This is a genomic window from Ruminiclostridium papyrosolvens DSM 2782 (assembly GCF_029318685.1).
GTDB lineage: Bacteria > Bacillota > Clostridia > Acetivibrionales > DSM-1351 > Ruminiclostridium > Ruminiclostridium papyrosolvens.
Genome location: NZ_CP119677.1, coordinates 1,473,125 through 1,496,624 on the forward strand (window position 1 = coordinate 1,473,125; position 23,500 = coordinate 1,496,624).

Genomic DNA, 23,500 nt, shown 5'->3' on the forward strand with positions numbered 1-23,500 from the left:
GATTCTTGTCATAAATATTTTATTTTTTTGTCGGTATAATACATCGTACAGCTTTAAAGTTAGTTTATAACACTTGACAGAGAACACAAGTTTGATAAATAATGTTTAGGTGGATGATTATACAAGTATTTTATGGAGGTTTTACAAATGACAAAGGATAGTAGAAAGAATGAATATGGGAATGAGAGTATTTCATCGCTCAAAGGGGCTGACAGAGTAAGACTTCGCCCGGGCGTTATATTCGGCTCGGATGGGTTGGACGGCTGTGAACATTCTTTCTTTGAAATTTTGTCAAACTCAATAGATGAGGCAAGAGAAGGCCATGGAAATGTAATAGAGGTTACAAGGTTTGCAGACAAATCAATAATGATTCAGGACTGGGGAAGAGGTTTGCCTGTAGATTACAACACAAAAGAGGAACGCTTCAATTGGGAGCTGGTTTATTGTGAACTGTATGCAGGAGGAAAGTATCAGAATAACTCCGGTGAAAATTATGAGTACAGTCTTGGCCTAAACGGACTTGGAGCATGTGCAACCCAATACAGTTCTGAATATTTTGATGTTACTGTTTTCCGTGACGGATACAGGTACGACCTTCACTTTGAAAAGGGTGAAAATGTGGGAGGCCTGAAAAAAGAGAAATGTAAATATGATAAAACGTCAACCATTCAAAAATGGAGACCGGATATAGATGTTTTCACTGAAATACATATCCCTCTGGAGCATTTTCAGACTGTATTAAAAAAACAGGCGGTAGTTAATGCAGGACTTAAATTTATTTTAAAAGATGAAGAATCAGGGGAAACCTTTATATACCTCTATGAAAACGGAATAGTTGACTATGTAAAGGAAATAACAAAAGAAACAGGATTTACCGAAATTCAATACTATGAAGGTTCTACAAAGGGCAGGGACAGAGAAGACAAGCCGGAATACAAGGTTAAAATGCAGATAGCCTTCTGTTTTAACAATCAAACCAACCTTTTGGAATACTATCATAATTCAAGCTTTCTTGAATATGGTGGCGCTCCTGACAAAGCTGTAAAAAATGCATTAATATACGAAATTGACAAAGGGATAAAGGCAAGAGGAAAGTATAATAAGGACGAATCAAAAATAACCTTTGCGGACATTGAGGACAGTCTTATTTTGGTGGTTAATTCTTTTTCAACAATAACCAGTTATGAGAACCAGACAAAGAAATCCATAACCAACAAGTTTATTCAGGAAGCTATGACGGACTTCTTCAAGCAGCAACTGGAAATATATTTTATAGAAAATAAATTTGAGAGTGATAAAATAATAGAGCAGATTCTGGTTAACAAAAGGAGCAGGGAAACTGCTGAAAAGACTAGAATAAATATAAAAAAGAAACTTAGCGGTAATGTAGATATTTCCAACAGGGTAAAGAAATTTGTTGACTGTCGTACAAAAGACATAACCAAAAGAGAAATCTATATAGTTGAGGGAGATTCTGCACTGGGAGCTTGTAAACTGGGCAGAGATGCTGAATTTCAGGCAATCATGCCTGTAAGAGGAAAAATACTCAACTGTCTTAAAGCTGAGTATGACAGCATATTCAAAAATGAAATAATTGTAGACCTTCTCAAGGTACTTGGCTGCGGTGTAGAAATAAAATCAAAGCATAACAAGGATTTAAATACCTTCGACATGGCAAATCTCAGGTGGGACAAGGTAATTATATGTACTGATGCAGATGTGGACGGTTTCCAAATAAGAACTCTTATATTGACAATGCTTTACAGACTTGTGCCTACGCTATTAACAGAAGGAAAAGTGTTTATAGCCGAGTCACCTCTGTTTGAAATAACCTGTAAGAACAAAGCTTACTTTGCGTATACGGAGAAGGAAAAGGCAGAAATTCTGGCAAAGCTCAAAGACAGTAAATATACAATTCAGCGTTCAAAAGGACTTGGAGAAAATGAGCCGGAAATGATGTGGCAGACAACTATGAACCCTGCTTCAAGAAGGCTGATAAAGGTAATGCCAAGTGACGTTGAAAAAACTACTATGATGTTTGATGTGCTTTTAGGAGACAATCTGGCAGGCAGAAAACAGTTTATAGAGGATAATGGCAGCAAATATCTTGATATGATAGATGTCAGCTAACCACTTTAAATATATCGGAATAAAGGAAAGAGGCAAAAAATGACTCATAAAAATCTGGTTGAACAAAATATTACAGATACTCTGGAAAGTAACTATATGCCTTATGCGATGAGTGTTATAGTCTCCAGAGCTATACCTGAAATCGACGGTTTTAAACCTTCACACAGGAAGCTTCTTTATACAATGTATAAGATGTCACTTTTGGCAGGAGCAAAAACCAAGTCTTCCAACATTGTAGGACAAACCATGAAACTGAATCCCCATGGAGATATGGCTATTTATGAGACAATGGTGAGAATGACCAGGGGTAATAATGCTTTGCTTCATCCATTTATAGATTCAAAAGGAAATTTCGGAAAGCAATATTCAAGGGATATGAAGTTTGCAGCACCAAGGTATACTGAAGCTAAGCTTGATAAGCTATGTGAAGAAATTTTTAAAGATATTGATAAAAACACAGTTGATTTTGTTGACAATTATGATGGAACAATGAAAGAGCCTGTTTTATTGCCAACTACTTTTCCAAGTATTCTGGTGAATTCAAATCAGGGTATAGCTGTTGGAATGGCCAGTAATATATGCAGTTTCAATCTTGAAGAAATATGTAAAACAACATCCGCACTTATTGATGATGAAAATATTGTTATCGAAGATTATCTTCAAGCCCCTGATTTTTCCTCGGGAGGCCAGCTGATATATTCTGCAAAGGAAATAAGGGATATATACAACAACGGAAGAGGGAGCTTCAAGGTTCGTGCAAAATATAATTACGATAACAAAAACAATTGCATTGAAATTGTAGAAATACCTTATACAACAACGGTGGAAGCTATTATTGACCAGATTATAGAGCTGATAAAGGGTGGTAAAATCAAGGAAATAACTGATGTAAGGGATGAAACTGATTTAAGCGGTCTGAAACTGACTCTTGACCTCAGAAAGAATACTGACCCGGATATGCTTATGAAAAAACTTTTCAAGCTTACACCATTACAGGACAGCTTTAACTGTAATTTCAACATTCTTATAAACGGCAGACCGAGAGTAATGGGTGTCAGGACTATTCTGAATGAGTGGCTGTCTTTCAGAGTTGACTGTATAAAACGTCAGATATTATATGATATACAAAAAAAGAGCGACAAGCTACATTTGTTAATGGGTCTCAAAAAGATACTTTTAGACATTGACAAGGCAATTGAAATTATTAGAAAGACTGAACAGGAAGTTATGGTTGTACCGAACCTGATATCCGGCTTTGATATAGACCAGATACAGGCTGAGTACATAGCGGAAATCAAGCTGAGGAACCTTAACAAGGAATATATACTCAACAGGGTAGGCGAGACGGACAGCCTCATAAAGGAGATAGCAGAACTAAAGGATACCCACGGGAACCATAAGAAAGTAAAAAAGATTATCCAAAAGCAGCTTAGTGAGATAGCTAAAAAGTTCGGTAAACCAAGGCGTACCGAAATCATTAGTGATGAGCAGGTGGAAGAAATCACCACAGAACATTTCATAGAAGACTACAATTTAAAGATATTTCTTACTGAGCAAAACTACCTTAAAAAGATACCATTGGTTTCTTTGAGGGCAAATCCTGAGCATAAGTTAAAGGATGAAGATACAATAGTTCAGGAAATAGAGACACATAATAAGGCTGATTTACTCCTGTTTACCAATAAATTTAACGTTTATAAATCAAAGATTTATGAAATACCGGACTGTAAGGCAAGCAGTTTGGGAGAATATCTTACAAATCTTCTTGGTCTGGACAGTGATGAAAAAATAATATATATTACTGCAACGGATAATTACGAAGGTTATATGCTGTTTTTCTATGAAAACGGGAAGGGTGCTAAAATTGATTTGTCAGGGTATGCCACCAAGACAAACAGGAAAAAGCTTGCGAATGCTTACTACAATGGTTCACCACTAATAAGAATGTTTTTTGCAACTGAGGATATTGAGTTGATTGCCATAAGCAGCATTAACAAGATGCTGGTGTTTAATACAGAAAGTATTGGTGTTAAAACAACAAAAAATTCACAGGGAGTTCAGATTCTTACTTCTAAAAAAGGTAGTATTATGACAGGCATAAAAACATTGGATGAAAAGGTATTATCTAATATTGATTACTATAGGACGAAAAATATTCCGGCAATAGGTTGTTACATTAAAGAAGAAGACAAGACTGAAAAGCAGATGAGTTTGGATTTAGTATAATATATATATAGTATCTGACAATTTGTCAGGTACTTTTTTATTACACGTTGAATTTTGCAGTTTACTCCATTATCGAAATTCAATACAGGTACCGGGATTTTCAGATGATTTTCATATTCATACTGGCAGCATCAGGCGCCAGGTATCTGGCTTATCTTATAAAGAACAGTCTGGAATTATGGCACCAAAGAATATACTTGACAACAGTTGATAAAACTATAAAATAAGTATAGCAAAAAATATATATTTTGGAAGGAATACTGACTATGAACAAAAATCCTATTGTTACATTTGAAATGGAAAACGGGAATATTATGAAGGCAGAACTGTATCCTGAAATTGCTCCCAATACCGTTAATAACTTTATTTCTCTTATAAATAAAGGTTTTTATAATGGAGTTATATTTCACAGAGTAATTCCCGGCTTTATGATACAGGGAGGAGACCCGGAAGGAACAGGAGCGGGTGGCCCTGATTACAGCATTAAGGGAGAATTTTCATCAAACGGATTTAAGAATGACTTAAAGCACGACAAGGGAGTCCTTTCAATGGCAAGAACAATGGTACCCGATTCGGCAGGCTCACAGTTCTTTGTAATGGTTGAAAAAGCACCTCACCTTGACGGTCAATACGCTGCATTTGGTAAGGTTATAGAGGGAATTGAAGAAGCTGACAGGATAGTGAGTGTAAAGACTGACTACAATGACAAACCAAAAGAGCCACAGGTAATGAAGCTGGTTACTGTTGATACTTTTGGAGTAGATTACCCTGAACCTGAAAAAGTATAAACTATTCAATAAAAAAAGCACTTTGTATCAGGTCTTATTAATTGACTGACACAAAGTGCTTTTGATTTATATATTAAGAATTGATTCTGTTTATAATAGTTCTAGCTGCCAGAACTCCGCTGGCACTTGCTTGTGAAAGACCTCTTGTTATACCGGCTCCGTCGCCTATGGCAAACATATTCGGGAGCTTGGTTTCAAGTTCATTAGTCAGTTGAAGTCTTGAACTGTAGAATTTAACTTCCACACCGTAAAGAAGTGTATCATAATTTGCTGTACCGGGAGCAATTTTATCAAGAGCATAAATCATCTCAATGATATTGTCCAGATGTCTCTTGGTTAATACAAGGCTCAAATCTCCCGGTGTTGCGTTTAACGTCGGGTGAGTAAAGCTTTGTCCCAGTCTGTGAGGGTTTGTTCTCGCACCCTTGATTAAATCTCCGAACCTCTGTACCAGCACTCCTCCTCCAAGCATATTTGAAAGGGAAGCAATTCTCTTGCCGTATTGGTAAGGCTCATTAAAGGGGGAAGTAAACCTGTTGCTTACCAGAAGCGCAAAGTTTGTATTTTCACTTCTCAATTTTGGGTCGGTATAGCTGTGTCCGTTAACTGTTACGATTCCGTCAACATTCTCTGAAACAACATGACCATAAGGATTCATACAGAAGGTACGCACAAGGTCACCATATTGTTTTGTCCTGTATACAAGCTTGGATTCGTATACAACATCGGTAATGTGCTCAAATACCTTGGCAGGCAGTTCAACTCTCACTCCGATATCAACCTGATTATTAATAAGGTCAAGCTTTAACCTTTTACATTGCTGTGAAAACCACTCAGCGCCGGATCTTCCGGGTGCAGCAATAAGATACTTACAGTTAATGATTTGTCCGTCATGTAACTCTACGGCATAGCCGCCGTCCTTGCAAGGCTCAATGTTCAGAACCTGCGTATTACACCTGAGTTCCAGACGTTCCAGAAGATAAATGTACAGTCTCTTAAGTATTTCAAGATTGTTTTCTGTACCAAGGTGCTTTACTGATGCCTGCAAAAGATGAAGGTCATTTTCCAATGCTCTCTTTTCTATAGCCTTTGCTTCGTCAGTATATGTGGAGAACATTTCCTTTGTAGCTCCAAATTCAACATTAACATTGTCAACATAGTTTATTAGTTTCATAACTTCGTCATCGGGCAGATAATCATTCAGCCAGCCGCCGAAAGCAGTTGTAAAGTTGAATTTACCGTCGGAATATGCTCCCGCACCACCGAAACCACGCATTATATCACATGTTTTACAGCGTATGCAGTCCTTTGTCCTATTAGCAACAATCGGGCAGGTTCTTTTAGTAATATCATGTCCCTGTTCAATCATTACTACCTTGAGTTGGGGATTTTGTTTTGTCAGTTCATATCCGGCAAATATACCGGAGATACCACAACCGATTATTACAACGTCGTACATTGAATTGCTCATGTAAACCCTCCATATACAAAATGTCAATTTAAATTTCACATAAATAAAGTATGGTAGCTGGTAGATTGTCTACCCAAATTATACATTATACATTACATAAAATGAATAGTAAATGGAAATTTATTATTATGTAACTTTAGAATTATATGTTTGAAATACATTATTAAAAGTGATATACTTTACACAAAATAAAAAGACAGTTCGTGACCATCCTGTCTAAAAACAAAACTATGGCGACGCTGCCTGCATAATTGCAGGGCAGTATTTTGTTTTGTATAAAGGCTTTTTTAGGAACCCTGTCACGGCCATGGAGGTTAAAATGAATAGAAATATCAGAAGATTAACTGTAGCAGCAATGATAGCAGCTGTGTATTTAGTTCTTACAATGCTTTTTTACATTACAAGTTTTCAGCCCATGCAAAGCAGGCTTGCTGAAGCACTTACGGTATTGCCGTATTTTACCCCTGTAGCTATACCCGGATTGTTCGTAGGTTGTATTCTGGCTAATATATTGGGAGGAAACGGAATATGGGATGTAGTTATAGGTAGTCTTTCGTCCTTGCTTGCAGCTTACCTTACTTATAAATTGACCTATAACAAGCCCAAGCGGAAATGGTTGGCGCCTTTGCCTGCAGTTGTGATAAATGCTGTATCAGTTGGAATCATGCTTAGTGTACTAAACAATTTACCCTTATTTGCGACTATTTTATCAGTGGGTCTTGGACAGATACTGGCTTGCTATGTCCTTGGATTTCCGTTATTGCTACTTATTGAGAGAACAAGAAAATTAAACGAACTTTTTAAAGACATTTCTTAAAAATGTTCACATTTGTCTTGATTTTTTCTTTTGTCTAAGATAAAATAATTTTGTCGAAATACTATTAGTTTTGATTATTTAAAATTTAAATACAGATATTTTCCAAATAATTGATTTTTTATTTTTTAAAATATAAAATTAGTTTAAGGAAAAGTATCCCGTATATTTTCGGTAATATGGTCCGACAGTTTCTACGAAGCCGCCGTAAATGGCTTTGCTACGGGTGTTCATCTTAGACATTGCACTTTGTCATAAGACTTGAACTCCCAATCTTTGATTGGGAGTTTTTTAGGTTTATGATGTAAGTTCGTAATGTTTAAATACTTATGGTATCTTCTTTTGCGTATGTGGGAATTGATATCATTGGGTGAAGGTATGGATATTACTGCGACTAATGACATTTATATTACCGGAGGATAAGATGGAACTCTTAGAACAGAGGATATTAAAAGACGGCAGAGTAATCGGAAGCGACATACTAAAGGTTGATTCATTTCTGAATCATCAAATGGATGTAGCTCTTTTCAATGAGATGGGCAAGGAATTTTACAAGCTGTTTGCCCACAAAAATATCACAAAAATTCTTACAATAGAAGCATCCGGCATTGGGATTGCATGTATTGCAGCACAGTATTTCAATGTCCCGGTAATTTTCGCAAAGAAAACAGAGTCCAGAAATCTGGACAGTGATGCTTATCTTAGTGAAGTTTTTTCTTTTACAAAGGGGAAAACTTATACAATTCGGGTTTCAAAAAACTATTTAAATTCAGAAGATACCATTTTAATAATTGACGACTTTCTGGCTAACGGAAAGGCTGCGTTGGGACTTGCCCATATAGTGGAACAATCAGGAGCTAAACTTGGCGGCATAGGAATAGCTATCGAGAAAGGCTTTCAGGACGGCGGAAAATTGTTAAGAGAAAAGGGCTTTGATGTTAAGTCTCTTGCAATTATCAGCAGTATGGAAGATGGAAAGCTGAGTTTTGCAGAATAGTTATTTCAAAATAGTTATTTAATGTTTCTTAAAGAATTGAAACATTTAAAATATATAATTCTTATTTAAAAAATAGGGGGATAACAAAATGAAAAGATTAACGGCGTTAATGCTAGCAATTGTATTTGTTTGTATGACAGTATTATCCGGTTGTGGATTAAGTGCAACAAACAACAGTGAAAATTCATCAGCATCTATCTCTACGGCATCAGGCTCTAAAGCAGCAGATGGTAACGGCTTGAAAGTAGGCTTCATCTATATCGGTTCAGTTGGGGATGTAGGTTACACCTTTGCACATGATCAGGGTCGTAAATATCTCGAAACTACTCTTAAAGACAAGAATGTAACAACATTGGCAGTTGAAAATGTTCCTGAAACAGCTGAAGTTGAAAAAGCAATTAACAATCTTATAGACCAGGGCTGTAAGGCTATATTCGCTACAAGCTACGGTTACATGGATCATGTTGAAAAAGCGGCAAAAGAACACAAGGAAGTTAAGTTCTTCCACTGCTCAGGTAATAAATCAAATACTACTAATTTCGTAAACTATTTTGGTCAGATTGAAGAAGGAAGATATCTTTCTGGTATTGTAGCTGGTTTAAAGACAAAAACAAACAAGATAGGATATGTTGCAGCAATGCAAATTCCTGAGGTTATCAGAGGAATAGACTTCTTTACACTGGGTGTTCGTTCAGTAAACCCAAATGCAGTTGTAAACGTAAAATGGACAAACACATGGTATGATCCTCAGGTTGAAAAGGATGCGGCTACAGCGCTTCTTAATGAAGGAAATGACGTTATAGCTCAGCATCAGGATTCAACGGCTTCACAAATAGCAGCTCAGGAAAAGAATGCATTTGCAATCGGATATAATTCAGACAGCAGCAAGGCAGCTCCGAAAGCATACCTCACAGCTCCTGTATGGAACTGGGGAGTATACTATGTTGATCAGGTCAAGAAAATTCTGGACGGAACATGGAAAGCTGAAAACTATCTTGGCGGAATGAAAGATGGAGTTGTTGATTTAGGGCCAATGTCAGATTTGGTTGATGCAGATATAAAGGCTAAAGTCGAAGAAGCAAAGAAAAAGATTCTTGACGGTTCATTAAAAGTTCTTGCAGGTCCTATCAAGGATCAGACAGGTACAGTAAAGATTCCTGAAGGAAAAGTTATGACAGTTGAAGAACAGCAGTCCTGCAAATGGTTTGTTGAAGGTGTAAACGGAAAAATCAGCAAGTAATCAAGGACTTTTGATATAATTGAGTAATGACAATTTAGCAGTAGTTGATAGAACCGATTCATTCGGTAATCGGCTACTGCTAAAAAATTTAACACGTAAATAATTAATATGAAAAGGTGATGCTGTGAATAACGAAGTGTATATCAAAATTGATAACTTAACCAAAACCTTTGGTCCTGTTGTCGCTAACAATAATGTGTGCCTTGAGGTAAAGAAGGGCGAAATCCATGCTTTGCTAGGGGAAAATGGTTCCGGTAAAAGTACATTGATGAATATGCTTTCAGGTATATACACTCCGGACAGTGGAAGTATACACATCAAGGGAAAACAGGTTACATTCAAGACTCCTAAAGACTCCATGGCTATCGGTATAGGAATGATTCACCAGCACTTTAAGCTAGTGGAGGTATTATCAGCAAGGGATAATATTATAGCCGGACAGAAGGAAAGCTTTTTTATTGGAAACAAACAGCTTTCTCAGAAAATTAAAAACATCTCTGAAAAGTATGGACTGGCAGTTGACCTTAACAAGAAGGTTTACAATATGTCTGTAGGTGAAAAGCAGACTGTTGAGATATTAAAGGTAATTTACAGGGGTGCTGAGATACTGATTCTTGATGAACCTACAGCAGTTTTAACTCCACAGGAAACAGAAGGTCTTTTCAATATCTTGAGAAAAATGAAGCAGTCAGGCTGTTCAGTAATAATAATTACTCACAAGCTAAATGAAGTAATGGAAATATCAGATAGAATTACTGTTTTGAGAAAAGGCGAAACAGTAGGCACTGTGAACAAGGAAGATACAAGTGCCACTGAGCTTACTAACCTGATGGTGGGTAAAGCTGTTGATCTTTCAATTAATAGGGTTGAAAGCAAAAAAAATAAACATATATTGGATATAAATAATCTTACAGTAGTAGATGAAGAAAATGTTAAGGCTCTTGACGCCATTAGTTTTTCCCTTTCGACGGGAGAGATACTAGGTGTTGCAGGTGTTGCAGGAAGCGGACAGAAAGAGCTGTGCGAGGCTATAGCAGGTCTGTATCCTATCGCTTCAGGCTCTATTGAATACAAAGGTGAAAATATCGTAGGAAAAAATCCTCGTGACATAATCAAAATGGGTATAAGCATGAGCTTTATCCCTGAAGACAGACTTGGTATGGGTCTGGTAGCCTCCATGGGAATGGTTGATAACCTGATTCTTAAAGAATACCAAAACCAAAAAGGTGTTTTTATAGAAAAGAAGACAGCAAGAAATCTGGCACAAAAACTGATAAATAAGCTTGAAATCAGTACACCGGGAATTAACCATCCTGTACGACAACTTTCAGGGGGTAACATACAAAAGGTGCTTTTGGGTCGTGAAATAGAGTCAAACCCCGATTTACTAATAACTGCATATCCCGTCAGAGGATTGGATATCAATGCGTCTTACACAATCTATGACCTCCTAAACGAGCAGAAGGAAAAGGGAGTAGGCATACTCTATATCGGTGAGGATCTGGATGTTCTCATAGAGCTTTGCGATAGAATAATGGTTATCTGCAACGGTAGAATAACAGGTATTGTTAGTGCTTCAAAGGTAACCAAGGAGCAGCTTGGCCTTATGATGGCAGGAGAACATATGGATAAGGTAATGGGGGTGGGAATGTAATGTTCAGAATTATTAAAAGGACAGACCTTACAAAAAAACAATCTGTTATATTCAGAATTATTGCAATACTTGGAGCACTTGTTGCCACCAGTATATTTATAATGCTCATAGGCTTTAATCCGATGGATGTTTATGTATCAATGCTGGACGGTTCCTTCGGCTCCGCGTATAGATTCAAAGAAGCAATAATACAGGCGATTCCGCTGATAATTACCTCTCTCGGTATATCGGTAGCTTTCAGAATGAAGTTCTGGAATATCGGTGCCGAAGGACAAATAATAATGGGTGCTTTCGCTGCCAGCTATTTTGCTTTATACCATTCAAACCTTCCTACGGGTTTGCTGCTTTTACTGATGTTTGTATCTGCCGCAATCACAGGAGGTATATGGGCATTGATTCCGGCGTATTTCAAAGCAAAATTCGGTACAAATGAAACATTGTTTACTCTGATGATGAATTATATTGCACAAAAATTCCTTATGTATCTGCAATATGGTCCATGGAAGGACCCTAATGCCCTTGGGGCAGGTAAAATTGCAATGTTTCCTGACAATGCCGCACTTCCAAAGGTGTTTGGTATTCACATAGGATGGATTGCAGCTATTGTATTGGTAATTATAATGTATATTTTTATAAATAAAACAAAAAGAGGATACGAAATACAGGTAATCGGTGAAAGTGAAAACACCGCAAGATATGCCGGAATGAATGTTAAAAAGATAATTCTGTCCTCAATTTTGCTAAGTGGCGCTTTGTGCGGTATGGTGGGTATGTTTCAGGTGTCGGGAGTAAATAATACTCTGAGCTATCAGGTTGCAAACGGAGTTGGTTTTACGGCAATTATTACAACCTGGCTTGCGGGCTTGAGCGCACCTGTTATTGTTGTTGTATGTTTCCTTTTCGCTGTTCTTCAACAGGGCGGAACCTATATTCAAACAGCTTTTAATATTCATTCATCGGTCGCTCAGATACTTCAGGGAATGATTCTTTTCTTTGTTCTGGGAAGTGAGTTTTTCATTCAATACAAGCTTGTACGCAACAGAATTACAGAGCATAAAATTGGAAAGGAGGCGGCATAAATGAGTTTAGTTAGTATGATTACATTTATTTTAGCCGGTGCCGTTACAGCCGGAACTCCTTTACTATTTGCAACCTTAGGAGAAATAATAACAGAAAAGGTTGGGCAATTAAACCTTGGTGTTGAGGGAATGATGCTTATCGGTGCCGTTATAGGTTTTGGCGCTGCCTTGTCTACAGGAAATCCGGTAATTGGTATGCTTGCAGGAATGGTTGCAGGAGCAGGAGGAGCGTTGATTTTTGCCTTTTTGACAATTACATTAAGAGCAAACCAAATTGTTTCAGGTCTTTCTCTTACAATTTTCGGTACAGGTTTTTCCAGCTTCTTAGGACAAAAGATGATTGGACAGGCTTTATCCGATTCCATAAGAAACAGTTTTAAACCTATTAAGATTCCTTTGCTTGGAGATATTCCTGTTATAGGAAGTGCTTTTTTCCATCAGAATATTCTTGTTTATGCAGGATATGTTGCAGCGATTTTACTGGGATTGTATATGTATAAAACCAAAATGGGCCTGAATATGAGAACTGTAGGGGAAAACCCGGGTGCCGCCGATACTGCAGGAATCAACGTAACTAGGTACAAATACCTTCATATACTTCTGGGAGGTGCTTTGAGCGGTATAGCCGGTGCATACATGTCAATGGTTACTGTACCGTCATGGCAGGAGGGTGTAACGGGAGGAAGAGGTTGGATTGCAGTGGCACTTGTTATCTTTGTAACCTGGAATCCGTATAAAGCTATGCTGGGTGCATATTTCTTCGGAGGCTTGAGTATTTTGGGCTTGTATCTACAAAGTCATGTACCCATTCCACAGAGCATTTTCGATATGCTCCCGTATCTTGTAACAATAATAGTTCTTATTATGATTTCCATAAAAAAATCAAAGGAGAACCAACCTCCAAAAGCACTTGGAGAACCATATTTCAGAGAAGAACGATAGAATAAATATAAGCCGTAAAGTCCAAGAAATCTTTGGGTTTACGGCTTTAAACATAATTCGGCGCTTCATTGCTTACATAATATAAATTCTGTGCTAAAATATGTTTGATGTTAATATTTTATTGTAACGGGAGGTTTTTCCGGCATGAACAAGATTTTGAGGTTGGGTTGTTTATTTTTTTCATTGGTGCTGTTGGTTTTTGGAATCCTACGCATTATGTCAGGCCGGGAAAATTCAGGCGCATTTTACTTAATAGCTGCCGTAGGCTTCTATATCATTTATTATTCATATAAAAGGTCTCAAAAAAATGACTGATTATTTTGCAATATGTTTGAAAATACCTTGTTAACGGCATTATTTTAAGATAAAATCTTTAGGTATGAATAATGGAAAATAATAAATAAAATTCGTAAGGATGTGTTTTAGATGGAACAGATAGAACAGAAGAAAAGGATTTTCAGTGGTGTTCAGCCATCAGGAAACCTTACCATAGGAAATTATCTGGGTGCTATAAAGAATTGGATTCCTTTGCAGGAAGAGTATGAGTGCTTGTACTGTGTAGTAGATCTTCATACACTTACAGTTCGTCAGAAGCCTGCCGAATTAAGACAGAGAAGTCTAAATCTTCTGGCACTTTATATGGCCTGTGGTCTTGACCCTAAAAAAAGCATATTGTTTTTACAGTCACATGTCAGTGCACATGCAGAATTAGCATGGATTCTAAATTGCTTCACATATATGGGTGAATTGAACAGAATGACCCAATTCAAGGACAAGTCTCAAAGACACGGAGACAACATAAATGCAGGCTTGTTCACATACCCTGTACTTATGGCAGCAGATATACTGCTTTATCAGGCGGATCTTGTTCCAATCGGACAAGACCAGAAACAACATCTTGAGATTACCAGAGATGTAGCTGACAGATTTAATAACATATATGGTGATACATTTACAATCCCCGAAGCCTTTATACCTAAAATAGGTGCAAAAATAATGAGTCTTCAGGAACCTGAAAAGAAAATGTCCAAGTCAGATGAGAATGAGAATGCATTTGTTCTGATTCTTGACTCACAGGATGCCGTAATGCGCAAATTTAAAAGGGCTGTTACCGATTCAGAACGTGAAATACGTTATGACGAGCAAAACAAGCCGGGTGTCAGCAATCTAATCAGTATATACTCAAGTGTTACCGGAAAGAGTATCAGTGACATTGAAAAGGAATTTGAAGGAAGGTCCTACGGCGATTTAAAGGAAACAGTAGGACAGTCAGTAGCAGACATGTTGGTTCCGATACAACAGAGATTCAACGAATTTTCATCTGATAAGGAACAACTGAACTCGATTCTAAAGGAAAATGCAGAAAAAGCTGCTTACATGGCAAGAAAAACCCTTTCAAAGGTTCAAAGAAAAATTGGTCTTTTACCTAGAGGTTAAAATAGTATAAGGGATTCATTTCTTGCAGTTTAATGAAATGATTCCCTGTTTTTTTTAATGTATTAATATTCTACAGTAGTTTAATGGAGGCTTACATGAGTTTAACAGAACTGATTTTGCTGGCAATAGGTTTATCTATGGATGCGTCAGCTGTATCAATATCAAATTCCTTATGTATCAAAAAAATAAAAATAAAACATATTTTGCAGATGTCAATAATGTTTGCAGTATTTCAAGGGATAATGCCCTTATTAGGTTATTACGCAGCAAATTCCTTTGAATCTGTCATCAAAAAATTCGACCATTGGATAGCTTTCATTTTGCTTATCATAATTGGAGGAAAAATGCTTCACGAAGCTATAACTGCTGATGAAGAACAGGATTGTTCACTATTTGCATTAACTTTCAAGTTGTTGACAGTACAGGCAGTTGCAACCAGTATAGATGCCTTGGCGGTAGGAGTGAGCTTATCTGCTTTGAATGTAAATATTTTATATTCAATAACGATTATCAGTGCCATAACTTTTATATGCTGCATAGCTGCAATATTGGTATCTAAAAGGTTTGGCAATTTACTTGGGAAACGTGCAGGAATCGTGGGAGGTTTGATTTTAATAGGGATAGGCATCAAGATATTTGTACAGCACATGTTTTTCGGGGGCTAGATATATTTGCCAAACGTACGTTTGTTTTTCCTTTGATATGTGGTATAATGTTTTTTATATTATATACAGAAGGATAAATATTGTCGGTAACGAAATAGTTGTACTGTTTTACCGGCTGGCAAGTATAGAAAGGTTTGAATCTTATGAATAAATTTGAAGTTATTTCGCCATACAAGCCCATGGGAGACCAACCGGAAGCTATAGCAAAAATAAGTAAAGCTATACAAGAAGGCCAAAAACATCAGACGCTTTTGGGTGTTACAGGCTCAGGAAAGACATATACAGTGGCAAAAGTTATAGAGCAGGTGCAAAAGCCTACTCTGGTAATTGCACACAACAAGACACTTGCAGCTCAACTTTGTAGTGAGTTTAAAGAGTTTTTTCCCAATAATGTAGTTGAATATTTTGTAAGTTATTACGATTACTATCAACCGGAAGCATATATACCATCAACTGATACGTATATAGAAAAAGATTCTTCTGTAAACGAAGAAATTGATAAATTGAGACACTCCGCCACAGCAGCGCTGTTTGAGCGAAGGGATGTAATTATTGTTGCCAGTGTTTCCTGTATTTACGGATTGGGAGACCCGGAGGACTACACAGACCTGATGTTGTCCCTTAGAGTAGGTATGCAGAAGGACAGGGACGAAGTAATCAGAAAATTGGTAGATATACAGTATGAAAGAAATGAGATAGATTTTAGAAGAGGAAGGTTCAGGGCAAGAGGAGATGTTCTGGAGATATTCCCTGCGAACAGCTCCGAAAAGGTATTAAGAGTAGAATTTTTTGGAGATGAGATAGAAAGAATCACGGAAGTAGATTATCTGACAGGTGAGATAATTGGAACTAGGGAGCACATAGCTGTTTTTCCGGCTTCTCACTACGCTACCACCAGACCTAAAATGGATCGTGCCATGGTAACTATTGAAAAAGAGCTGGAAGAAAGACTGGAGCAGTTTAAAATGGAAGGCAAACTGCTGGAAGCTCAAAGACTGGAACAAAGAACCAGATATGATTTGGAAATGATGTCTGAAATAGGCTTCTGTCAAGGCATAGAGAATTATTCACGTCATATAAGCGGCCGTGAACCGGGGAGTTCACCATATACACTTATGGATTATTTTCCTGATGATTATCTGCTTGTTATAGATGAATCTCATGTTACGGTATCACAGGTAGGGGCTATGTACAACGGCGACCGTTCCAGAAAAGAATCTCTTGTAGAGTATGGTTTCAGGCTGCCGTCAGCCTTTGACAACAGGCCGCTTAAATTCCATGAATTTGAGGAACGGGTGAATCAGGTAGTATATGTAAGTGCTACGCCGGCTGTATATGAAAGGGAGCATTCCACTCAGATAGTTGAACAGATTTTAAGGCCTACAGGATTAATAGATCCGGAGATTATTATAAGACCTGTGAAAGGTCAGATAGATGACTTAATCGGTGAAATCAATACCAGGGCTGAGAAGAAACAAAGAGTACTTGTTACGACTCTTACCAAAAAGATGGCAGAGGATTTGACGGACTATATGAAGGAACTGGACATAAAGGTTAAGTACCTTCATTCCGACGTTGTAACTTTTGAGAGAATGGAGATAATAAGAGATTTACGTTTGGGAGTATTTGATGTTCTCATCGGAATAAATCTTTTAAGAGAAGGTCTTGATATTCCTGAGGTCTCACTGGTAGCCATACTTGATGCGGATAAAGAAGGTTTTCTGCGTTCTGAAACCTCACTGATACAGACTATAGGAAGAGCTGCCAGAAATTCTGAAGGTAAGGTTATAATGTATGCTGACAATATCACAGGCTCAATGCACAGAGCTATAAGTGAGACTAACAGAAGACGGCAGATTCAGATGGATTACAATAAAAAGCATGGAATTGTTCCGACTACTATTCAGAAATCAGTAAGAAATGTTCTTGAAGCCACAAAGGTTGCTGAAGAAGAGGACAAGTATTATGCCGGAAAGAAAGCAACTCATATGTCTGAACAGGAACTTGAAAAGCTTATTGCTAAATTACAGAGTGAAATGAAGCAGGCAGCAGCTGATTTACAATTTGAACGTGCAGCGGAATTAAGGGATAAGATAGAATCACTCAGGGGGAAGTAATGAAACTACTAAGGCAGTTTTTAATTGTACTAATTATTTGCTTTATCGGGGAAGTATTGAACAAAGTAGTACATGTTCCGCTTCCGGGCAGTATCATAGGAATGATATTGCTTTTTATTTGCCTGATAACCGGGGTTATCAAATTGGACAAAATAGATGAGATAAGTAAGTTTTTAATAGATCATCTTGCATTCTTTTTTATTCCTGCAGGGGTGGGACTAATTGGTTATGTAGGGATTTTAAAGAAAAGTATCCTTCCTATATTGGTTATATGTTTTGTTACAACTTTTGTTGTTATGATTGTAACGGGTTGGACAATACAGCTAATAAAAAGGAGGAAGGAAAAATGAAAGAAATTATATCGTCACCTTTATTCGCACTGCTTATATCAATATTGGCTTATGAGATTGGTATTTTTATAAACAAAAAAACAAGGATTGCTTTTTTAAATCCCTTGATGATTGCAATAGCATTGGTTATTGGGGCTTTGCTGGCATTACATATTCCATTGGAGGACTATAAGAAGGGAGGAGATTTTATTTCTCTTTTTCTTACACCAGCAACAGTAATACTGGCTGTTCCTTTATATAAGAACATAAATTCCTTAAAAAAAGACTATGTTGCGATACTGGGGGGAGTGATCATTGGGTCAGTTACCGCAATTCTGAGTGTGTGGGCTATGTCAGAGGCTTTCAGTCTTTCAAAAGAACTGATTGCATCTCTGGTACCAAAGTCTATAACTACTCCACTGGGAATTGAATTATCAACTCAGCTGAAAGGAATTCCATCTGTAACGGTAGCTGCCATTATTATAACAGGTATATTTGGTGCCGTTTTTGCAGAATGGTTATTAAAGATTTGTAAAATAACGGACAAGACAGCAAAGGGTATTGCTATTGGAACTTCGTCTCATGCGTTAGGAACAACAAAGGCGGTTGATTTGGGCGAAACAGAAGGAGCTATGAGCGGCTTGGCTATTGGGCTTGCCGGACTTGTAACGGTTATAGTTGCTACTGTTTTATTCAAATTCGGATTCTTTTAATATAAGACAAGTTTCATACATGTTTTATTTATTTCCGTATATTATTATAAAAATGTACTATAAGGAAGTGAAAATATGAAAAACATTTATGTTGTATTATCTTCAACTCCTACTAAAATGGGAAAATTAATAAGGGTATTTACCAGAAGCTTTTATAATCATTCTTCTATAAGTCTCACGGAGAATCTGAACGAGATGTATTCCTTTGCACGATATAGGGCTTCTAATCCTCTGGTTGGCGGATTTGTTAAAGAATTTCCTGAAAGATTTACTCTTAGGAAGCAACAGGATGTTTCTATAAAGGTTTTCAGCATACCCGTAACGGAAGAACAGTACGAAACTATTAAATTATTTATATATAAAATAAAAAATGACAGTGAAGAGAACATTTACAATTCTTTAGCTGCAATAGGAGTTTTACTTGGGTGTAAGTTTGATACCCACAAGGCATATACCTGCTCTGAATTTGTAGTAAGAACTCTTGTTGAAGGCAATGTTCTATGGGATTCATGTATTTCTAAAAATGTTATTCCAGACGAAATTCATATGTTTCTTGAAAAATACGCTTCTTATAGCGGTTGCTTAAACGCCTACAAGCCTATTGCAGGTGTTAATTTTGATGCTAATGATTTCTTTGAAAAAACAGGTGTGGTATATGAAGTTGTATATACCTTAAATCATTTCTACAGGCTTATAAAGCGAAATTTAGTGTACAGTTTTTATATAAATTCAAAACTTTCACAGATTAATAAAATTTTTACAATTTAGATTTTAGTTTGACTTTCTAATCCTCATTGAATTTGATTACATTTATGATATACTAATACTCAAATGAAATTTTTAGGAGGTTACTTAAATAATGGAATACCTATCAAAACTTAACTTTTGGTTGGATAATGATTATTTCGATCAAGACACAAAAAATGAACTTTTGTCCATAAAAAATGATGCCAAGGAAGTGGAAGACAGATTCTATAAAAGCCTTGAATTTGGAACCGGAGGACTCAGAGGTATAATCGGAGCCGGAACCAATAGAATTAACATTTACACAGTCAGGGTTGCTTCACAGGGTTTGGCAAATTATATAAACCATCTGGGAAATCAGGACAAAGGTATAGTTATAGCATATGATTCACGTTTTATGTCACCGGAGTTTTCACTTGAAGCTGCAAAGGTATTCTGTGCAAACGGTATTAAAGCATATCTGTTTGATGAATTGAGACCTACACCTCAATTGTCATTTGCTGTAAGATACTTAAAAGCTGCTGCCGGAGTGGTTGTAACTGCAAGTCATAACCCCAAGCAGTACAATGGCTACAAGGTATACGGAGAAGATGGCGGACAGCTTTCTATAGACGGTTCAAATGCCGTTATATCTGAAATAAATAAGATTGAAGACATTACAAAAGTTAATATTATTTCTAAGGAAGAAGCTATAAGCAAAGGCCTCCTTCAAATTATAGGCAGTGAAATTGATAATGAGTATATTGATATGCTGAAGAAGCTGAGAGTAAATAAGGATGCTGCTGCCAAGGTAGCAGACACGTTCAAAATCGTATATACTCCTCTGCACGGGGCAGGTAATAAGCCTGTAAGGAGAATACTTGCAGAAAGCGGCTTTAAACACGTTCTGGTTGTCAAGGAGCAGGAACTTCCTGATTCACAGTTCTCAACTGTAAAATCCCCGAATCCTGAAGAAAGGTCAGCCTTTGAGCTTGCTATCAAGCTTGCGTCAGATAATGATGTTGATTTGATTATCGGAACTGATCCGGATAGCGACAGAGTAGGTGTGGTTGTTAGAAAAAATGATGGAGAATATGCTGTTCTGACAGGTAATCAGACAGGATGTTTGCTGTTGGAATATATACTCACTGCAATGAAGGAAGAAGCAAAGCTTCCTGCAAACGGCTTTGTTGTAAAAACCATAGTTACCACTGAACTTGCAAGGGTTATTGCCAACTACTATAATATAGAGCTGGTGGAGGTTCTCACAGGTTTCAAGTTTATCGGAGAACAGATAAAGCTCAGAGACGAAACAGGAAAACAGAAGTACCTGTTTGGCTTTGAAGAAAGTTACGGTTATCTTGCAGGAACAGATGTAAGAGATAAGGATGCGGTAGTTGCATCAATGCTTATTGCAGAGATGGCTGCTTATTACAAGGCAAAAGGTATTTCCTTGTATGACGCACTTATAAATGTTTATGAAAAGTACGGCTATTATCTTGAAGGCATCAGTTCCTTTACCCTTGAAGGTAAGGATGGTGTTACAAAAATTAAACAAGCCTTGTCAACTATGAGAAACACCAGATATGAAGCATTTGGAGATATCAAGGTTAAGGCTGTCAGAGATTACCACAAATCAGAAAGGTATGTAATTGTAAGCGGGACTACAGAGAAAATCCTTTTACCTGAGTCAGACGTGCTTTATTTTGAAATGGAAGACGGTTCATGGTTCTGCGTAAGGCCATCAGGAACAGAGCCTAAAATAAAGATTTATTACGGAGTATCAGAAAAGACATTGAATTTGTCTCAGGATAAACTTGAAAAGTTTAAAGCTGGTGTTCTTGATGTTATAAAGCCACTCTTATAATATAGCTTTTAAAAAGCCATGAAAATCGGTGATATCACCTGATTTTCACGGCTTTATTTTATGGAAGCTGGATTACTGCAATTTCCGGAACCGAAAAGAAACGGAAAGGAAACAGAACATTACCCAGGCCCCTGTTAATATAAATAACTATTCCGTTAATTTTATGAAGCCCTCTCCTGTAACCCCTCCTGCAAAGCTGTTCTCTTCTAAGAATTCTGAATTCCAGATGAAAAGGCATCCATATCTGTCCGCCGTGAAAATGTCCGCATAGAAAGTAATCAGTGTGATGTTGTGATAATGTAAGTAATGTATCCGGGTTATGTGATAGTACAATATTAATATGGTTTTGGAATGAAGAATTTACATTTGCGAATGCTTTAGCCAAATCGGGCTTTCCTCTTTTCAGGTCATCAATACCAATGATATTGTATGTAGTACTATTTTTGCATATACTTACAGAAGCGTTATTAAGGACAACAGCCCCGGTCTGTTCCAACTGGTCAATAAAGCCTTCTACGCCTTTATTAATAATTTGATGTGCTTTATGGTCATGGTTCCCAAGTGTGAGGTATACGGGAAAAATATCAGCTATTGCTTTTATTAAATCCAAAGCTTTGGGAATATCCTTCTCTGTTTCAATATAATCTCCCGAAATAAGGACTATATCTGGATTTACTTCTTTCAATTTGTTTATAAGCTTTTTCTTTTGAATATGAATATGATTTACATGTAAATCGGATAAATGTGCGATTTTAAGACCTTTTGAACTTTTGCTAAAGTTGATATAGTTCTTTTTCAGAAGAGTGGTTTCAAACAACATATAAACCAGCAGAAGTACTATAGTGCTTGTTATTATAATGTAATTCATTAGTTTCTCCTGTTATTTTAATTCATTTTATTAGGTAAGGTTATAGTTAAGTATATTCTAAAATATATTCTTTGTAAAATAAAACAAAATTTTGTTGATATTAATTGGGAAAAAAAGTATAATTGTTTTGGTAGATACTATAATTTGTCACATCAAGTAACAACTGGGGTTAATTAATATTCAAAATCATAAAATACAACGTAATTCGGTAGTAGTGTAATTAAACTTTAGATAATGTTTCTACAATTATCACAAAGGTTCCGGATTGTATTTTAATGTCCCGGACTAATATAAATCAAAACCGTGCTATAGCTGTTATGCCAAGGGGTATGTCCGGCTTAGCGTATGGTTTTTGCTGAAGAGGAAACAATGAGAAAGATTAATATTTCAAACTGCCAGGCAGGAATGACATTGGGGAAGGCTGTATATTATGATGGTTCATCAATGTTAATTGATGAGGGAACTGTATTGACACCATCTCACTTAGCACAAATTGCCTCTCTTGGTATTACAGAATTGTATATTCAGGATAATTTTTCAAAAGATATTGAAGTAAAAGACGTAATAAGAGATATTACCAGGCTGGAAGCCATTCTATTTATGAAGCAAACTATGGAAAAGTATAGTTTAGAGGGCATGCCACCATCCGGACACATCATTTCAATTGTAGATAAAATTTTAAATGACATACTTGATTCCGAAGAAATAATAGTCAACCTGATGGATATAAAGACTTTTGACGGTTATACTTTTTCACACAGTGTAAATGTGTGTATACTGTCATTAATAATAGGTATAAAACTAAAACTTGGACAGGCTGAACTTCAGGAATTGGGAGTAGGTGCACTTTTGCACGATATAGGCAAAGTACTCATACCTACTGAAATACTGAATAAAAAGTCATCTCTTTCAAATGACGAATTTGAAGTAATAAAGCGCCATTCAAAGCTGGGTTTTGACATTCTCAAAAATATACCGGGTATTAGTGATAAGTCTGCGCTGGTTGCATTGAATCATCATGAGAGATGCGACGGTAAAGGTTATCCAATGGCTTTGCATAAGGAAGAGATACATCTTTATTCAAAGATAGTAGCTGTGACGGATATATTTGATGCCTTGACCTCGGACAGGATATATCGTAAGAAAATGGGTACATTTAATGCTATAAATTATCTCGAATCCATTAATAATATGCTCCTTGATTCGCAAATTTTAGGATGCTTTCTTAACGTTATTCCACCATATCCTATTGGCACCGAGGTTACTTTGAGCAGCGGAGAAAAGGGGATAGTATGCGGTTTGAACAAGTCCCATATTCCTATTGTCAGACTTAATGTAAATTCTGATGGAACTTCAAAATATCCATATGAAGAAATAAATCTGGAAAGAAGTAATAATTGCATTATAGTTTCATCATGTTAATTAAAGCAGAGAGACTTA

General features: G+C 36.8%; 21 protein-coding genes and 1 riboswitch. Of the genes, 19 read left to right on the forward strand and 2 right to left on the reverse strand.

What is annotated here, in order from left to right:
• Nucleotides 1–147 precede the first annotated feature (147 nt).
• Genes P0092_RS06575 through P0092_RS06590 form a run of 4 tightly spaced genes read left to right on the forward strand, consistent with a single transcriptional unit; the run spans nucleotide 148 to nucleotide 5,144 of the window.
• Nucleotides 148–2,130: a DNA gyrase/topoisomerase IV subunit B gene (locus P0092_RS06575; protein ID WP_004617347.1), complete on the forward strand. Its 1,983-nt coding sequence runs from the start codon at nucleotides 148–150 to the stop codon at nucleotides 2,128–2,130.
• Nucleotides 2,131–2,169: 39 nt separating this feature from the next.
• A complete protein-coding gene (locus P0092_RS06580; protein ID WP_004617348.1) occupies nucleotides 2,170–4,356 on the forward strand; it encodes a DNA gyrase/topoisomerase IV subunit A in 2,187 nt (728 codons plus the stop codon).
• Nucleotides 4,357–4,403: 47 nt separating this feature from the next.
• Nucleotides 4,404–4,583, forward strand: a complete 180-nt coding sequence (locus P0092_RS06585; protein WP_117407374.1) for a hypothetical protein — start codon at nucleotides 4,404–4,406, stop codon at nucleotides 4,581–4,583.
• 39 nt (nucleotides 4,584–4,622) lie between these two features.
• Nucleotides 4,623–5,144 carry a peptidylprolyl isomerase gene (locus P0092_RS06590; RefSeq protein WP_004617350.1) on the forward strand — a complete coding sequence of 174 codons (522 nt, stop codon included), beginning with the start codon at nucleotides 4,623–4,625 and terminating at the stop codon, nucleotides 5,142–5,144.
• A gap of 73 nt (nucleotides 5,145–5,217) precedes the next feature.
• Here the strand turns inward: P0092_RS06590 and P0092_RS06595 are convergent, their stop codons facing one another.
• Nucleotides 5,218–6,615, reverse strand: a complete 1,398-nt coding sequence (locus P0092_RS06595; RefSeq protein ID WP_004617352.1) for an NAD(P)/FAD-dependent oxidoreductase — start codon at nucleotides 6,613–6,615, stop codon at nucleotides 5,218–5,220.
• Nucleotides 6,616–6,934: 319 nt separating this feature from the next.
• Here P0092_RS06595 and P0092_RS06600 point away from each other — a divergent pair, with 319 nt between their 5' ends.
• From P0092_RS06600 to P0092_RS06665, 14 genes are all read left to right on the forward strand, one after another.
• Nucleotides 6,935–7,432, forward strand: coding sequence for a QueT transporter family protein (locus P0092_RS06600; RefSeq protein WP_004617354.1), 498 nt, complete (start codon nucleotides 6,935–6,937; stop codon nucleotides 7,430–7,432).
• 138 nt (nucleotides 7,433–7,570) lie between these two features.
• Nucleotides 7,571–7,672, forward strand: a riboswitch (purine riboswitch).
• A gap of 181 nt (nucleotides 7,673–7,853) precedes the next feature.
• Nucleotides 7,854–8,426 (forward strand): xanthine phosphoribosyltransferase, encoded by a 573-nt coding sequence (locus tag P0092_RS06605; RefSeq protein ID WP_004617356.1) that lies wholly within the window; start codon nucleotides 7,854–7,856, stop codon nucleotides 8,424–8,426.
• 88 nt (nucleotides 8,427–8,514) lie between these two features.
• Nucleotides 8,515–9,666 (forward strand): BMP family ABC transporter substrate-binding protein, encoded by a 1,152-nt coding sequence (locus P0092_RS06610; protein WP_004617357.1) that lies wholly within the window; start codon nucleotides 8,515–8,517, stop codon nucleotides 9,664–9,666.
• A gap of 124 nt (nucleotides 9,667–9,790) precedes the next feature.
• Nucleotides 9,791–11,320, forward strand: a complete 1,530-nt coding sequence (locus tag P0092_RS06615) for an ABC transporter ATP-binding protein (protein ID WP_276187110.1) — start codon at nucleotides 9,791–9,793, stop codon at nucleotides 11,318–11,320.
• Nucleotides 11,320–12,399: an ABC transporter permease gene (locus P0092_RS06620; protein WP_004617360.1), complete on the forward strand. Its 1,080-nt coding sequence runs from the start codon at nucleotides 11,320–11,322 to the stop codon at nucleotides 12,397–12,399. The genes P0092_RS06615 and P0092_RS06620 overlap by 1 nt, the downstream gene beginning before the upstream one ends.
• Complete coding sequence (locus P0092_RS06625; RefSeq protein WP_004617361.1) at nucleotides 12,400–13,341, forward strand: ABC transporter permease; 942 nt, start codon at nucleotides 12,400–12,402, stop codon at nucleotides 13,339–13,341.
• A gap of 144 nt (nucleotides 13,342–13,485) precedes the next feature.
• On the forward strand, nucleotides 13,486–13,656 hold the full coding sequence (locus P0092_RS06630) for a hypothetical protein (RefSeq protein ID WP_004617362.1): 171 nt from the start codon (nucleotides 13,486–13,488) through the stop codon (nucleotides 13,654–13,656).
• A gap of 111 nt (nucleotides 13,657–13,767) precedes the next feature.
• Entirely contained in the window at nucleotides 13,768–14,778 is a 1,011-nt protein-coding gene (gene trpS, locus P0092_RS06635) for a tryptophan--tRNA ligase (RefSeq protein WP_004617363.1), read from the forward strand.
• Nucleotides 14,779–14,873: 95 nt separating this feature from the next.
• Complete coding sequence (locus P0092_RS06640; protein ID WP_004617364.1) at nucleotides 14,874–15,443, forward strand: manganese efflux pump MntP; 570 nt, start codon at nucleotides 14,874–14,876, stop codon at nucleotides 15,441–15,443.
• A gap of 143 nt (nucleotides 15,444–15,586) precedes the next feature.
• Nucleotides 15,587–17,560 (forward strand): excinuclease ABC subunit UvrB, encoded by a 1,974-nt coding sequence (uvrB, locus tag P0092_RS06645; protein ID WP_004617365.1) that lies wholly within the window; start codon nucleotides 15,587–15,589, stop codon nucleotides 17,558–17,560.
• Nucleotides 17,560–17,910, forward strand: a complete 351-nt coding sequence (locus P0092_RS06650; protein WP_004617366.1) for a CidA/LrgA family protein — start codon at nucleotides 17,560–17,562, stop codon at nucleotides 17,908–17,910. Before uvrB ends, P0092_RS06650 begins: the two co-directional genes overlap by 1 nt.
• Nucleotides 17,907–18,602, forward strand: coding sequence for an LrgB family protein (locus P0092_RS06655; RefSeq protein WP_004617367.1), 696 nt, complete (start codon nucleotides 17,907–17,909; stop codon nucleotides 18,600–18,602). The genes P0092_RS06650 and P0092_RS06655 overlap by 4 nt, the downstream gene beginning before the upstream one ends.
• A gap of 75 nt (nucleotides 18,603–18,677) precedes the next feature.
• Nucleotides 18,678–19,370, forward strand: a complete 693-nt coding sequence (locus tag P0092_RS06660) for a hypothetical protein (RefSeq protein ID WP_004617368.1) — start codon at nucleotides 18,678–18,680, stop codon at nucleotides 19,368–19,370.
• Between the two features lie 91 nt (nucleotides 19,371–19,461).
• Nucleotides 19,462–21,192, forward strand: a complete 1,731-nt coding sequence (locus tag P0092_RS06665) for a phospho-sugar mutase (protein ID WP_004617369.1) — start codon at nucleotides 19,462–19,464, stop codon at nucleotides 21,190–21,192.
• A 58-nt stretch (nucleotides 21,193–21,250) separates the two neighbouring features.
• Here the strand turns inward: P0092_RS06665 and P0092_RS06670 are convergent, their stop codons facing one another.
• On the reverse strand, nucleotides 21,251–22,060 hold the full coding sequence (locus P0092_RS06670; protein ID WP_004617370.1) for a metallophosphoesterase: 810 nt from the start codon (nucleotides 22,058–22,060) through the stop codon (nucleotides 21,251–21,253).
• 369 nt (nucleotides 22,061–22,429) lie between these two features.
• Between P0092_RS06670 and P0092_RS06675 the strand changes: the two genes are divergently transcribed.
• Nucleotides 22,430–23,482: an HD-GYP domain-containing protein gene (locus P0092_RS06675; RefSeq protein WP_004617371.1), complete on the forward strand. Its 1,053-nt coding sequence runs from the start codon at nucleotides 22,430–22,432 to the stop codon at nucleotides 23,480–23,482.
• Nucleotides 23,483–23,500: the final 18 nt, after the last annotated feature.

Bases quoted from the DNA above. Each gene is read 5' to 3' on its own strand.
- P0092_RS06575 (WP_004617347.1), top strand. From the start codon at position 148: ATGACAAAGGATAGTAGAAAGAATGAATATGGGAATGAGAGTATTTCA.
- P0092_RS06600 (WP_004617354.1), top strand. From the start codon at position 6,935: ATGAATAGAAATATCAGAAGATTAACTGTAGCAGCAATGATAGCAGCT.
- P0092_RS06595 (WP_004617352.1), bottom strand. From the start codon at position 6,615: ATGAGCAATTCAATGTACGACGTTGTAATAATCGGTTGTGGTATCTCC.
- P0092_RS06670 (WP_004617370.1), bottom strand. From the start codon at position 22,060: ATGAATTACATTATAATAACAAGCACTATAGTACTTCTGCTGGTTTAT.
- P0092_RS06580 (WP_004617348.1), top strand. From the start codon at position 2,170: ATGACTCATAAAAATCTGGTTGAACAAAATATTACAGATACTCTGGAA.
- uvrB (WP_004617365.1), top strand. From the start codon at position 15,587: ATGAATAAATTTGAAGTTATTTCGCCATACAAGCCCATGGGAGACCAA.
- P0092_RS06610 (WP_004617357.1), top strand. From the start codon at position 8,515: ATGAAAAGATTAACGGCGTTAATGCTAGCAATTGTATTTGTTTGTATG.
- P0092_RS06605 (WP_004617356.1), top strand. From the start codon at position 7,854: ATGGAACTCTTAGAACAGAGGATATTAAAAGACGGCAGAGTAATCGGA.
- P0092_RS06655 (WP_004617367.1), top strand. From the start codon at position 17,907: ATGAAAGAAATTATATCGTCACCTTTATTCGCACTGCTTATATCAATA.
- P0092_RS06675 (WP_004617371.1), top strand. From the start codon at position 22,430: ATGAGAAAGATTAATATTTCAAACTGCCAGGCAGGAATGACATTGGGG.
- P0092_RS06660 (WP_004617368.1), top strand. From the start codon at position 18,678: ATGAAAAACATTTATGTTGTATTATCTTCAACTCCTACTAAAATGGGA.
- trpS (WP_004617363.1), top strand. From the start codon at position 13,768: ATGGAACAGATAGAACAGAAGAAAAGGATTTTCAGTGGTGTTCAGCCA.
- P0092_RS06590 (WP_004617350.1), top strand. From the start codon at position 4,623: ATGAACAAAAATCCTATTGTTACATTTGAAATGGAAAACGGGAATATT.
- P0092_RS06650 (WP_004617366.1), top strand. From the start codon at position 17,560: ATGAAACTACTAAGGCAGTTTTTAATTGTACTAATTATTTGCTTTATC.
- P0092_RS06620 (WP_004617360.1), top strand. From the start codon at position 11,320: ATGTTCAGAATTATTAAAAGGACAGACCTTACAAAAAAACAATCTGTT.
- P0092_RS06630 (WP_004617362.1), top strand. From the start codon at position 13,486: ATGAACAAGATTTTGAGGTTGGGTTGTTTATTTTTTTCATTGGTGCTG.
- P0092_RS06625 (WP_004617361.1), top strand. From the start codon at position 12,400: ATGAGTTTAGTTAGTATGATTACATTTATTTTAGCCGGTGCCGTTACA.
- P0092_RS06665 (WP_004617369.1), top strand. From the start codon at position 19,462: ATGGAATACCTATCAAAACTTAACTTTTGGTTGGATAATGATTATTTC.
- P0092_RS06640 (WP_004617364.1), top strand. From the start codon at position 14,874: ATGAGTTTAACAGAACTGATTTTGCTGGCAATAGGTTTATCTATGGAT.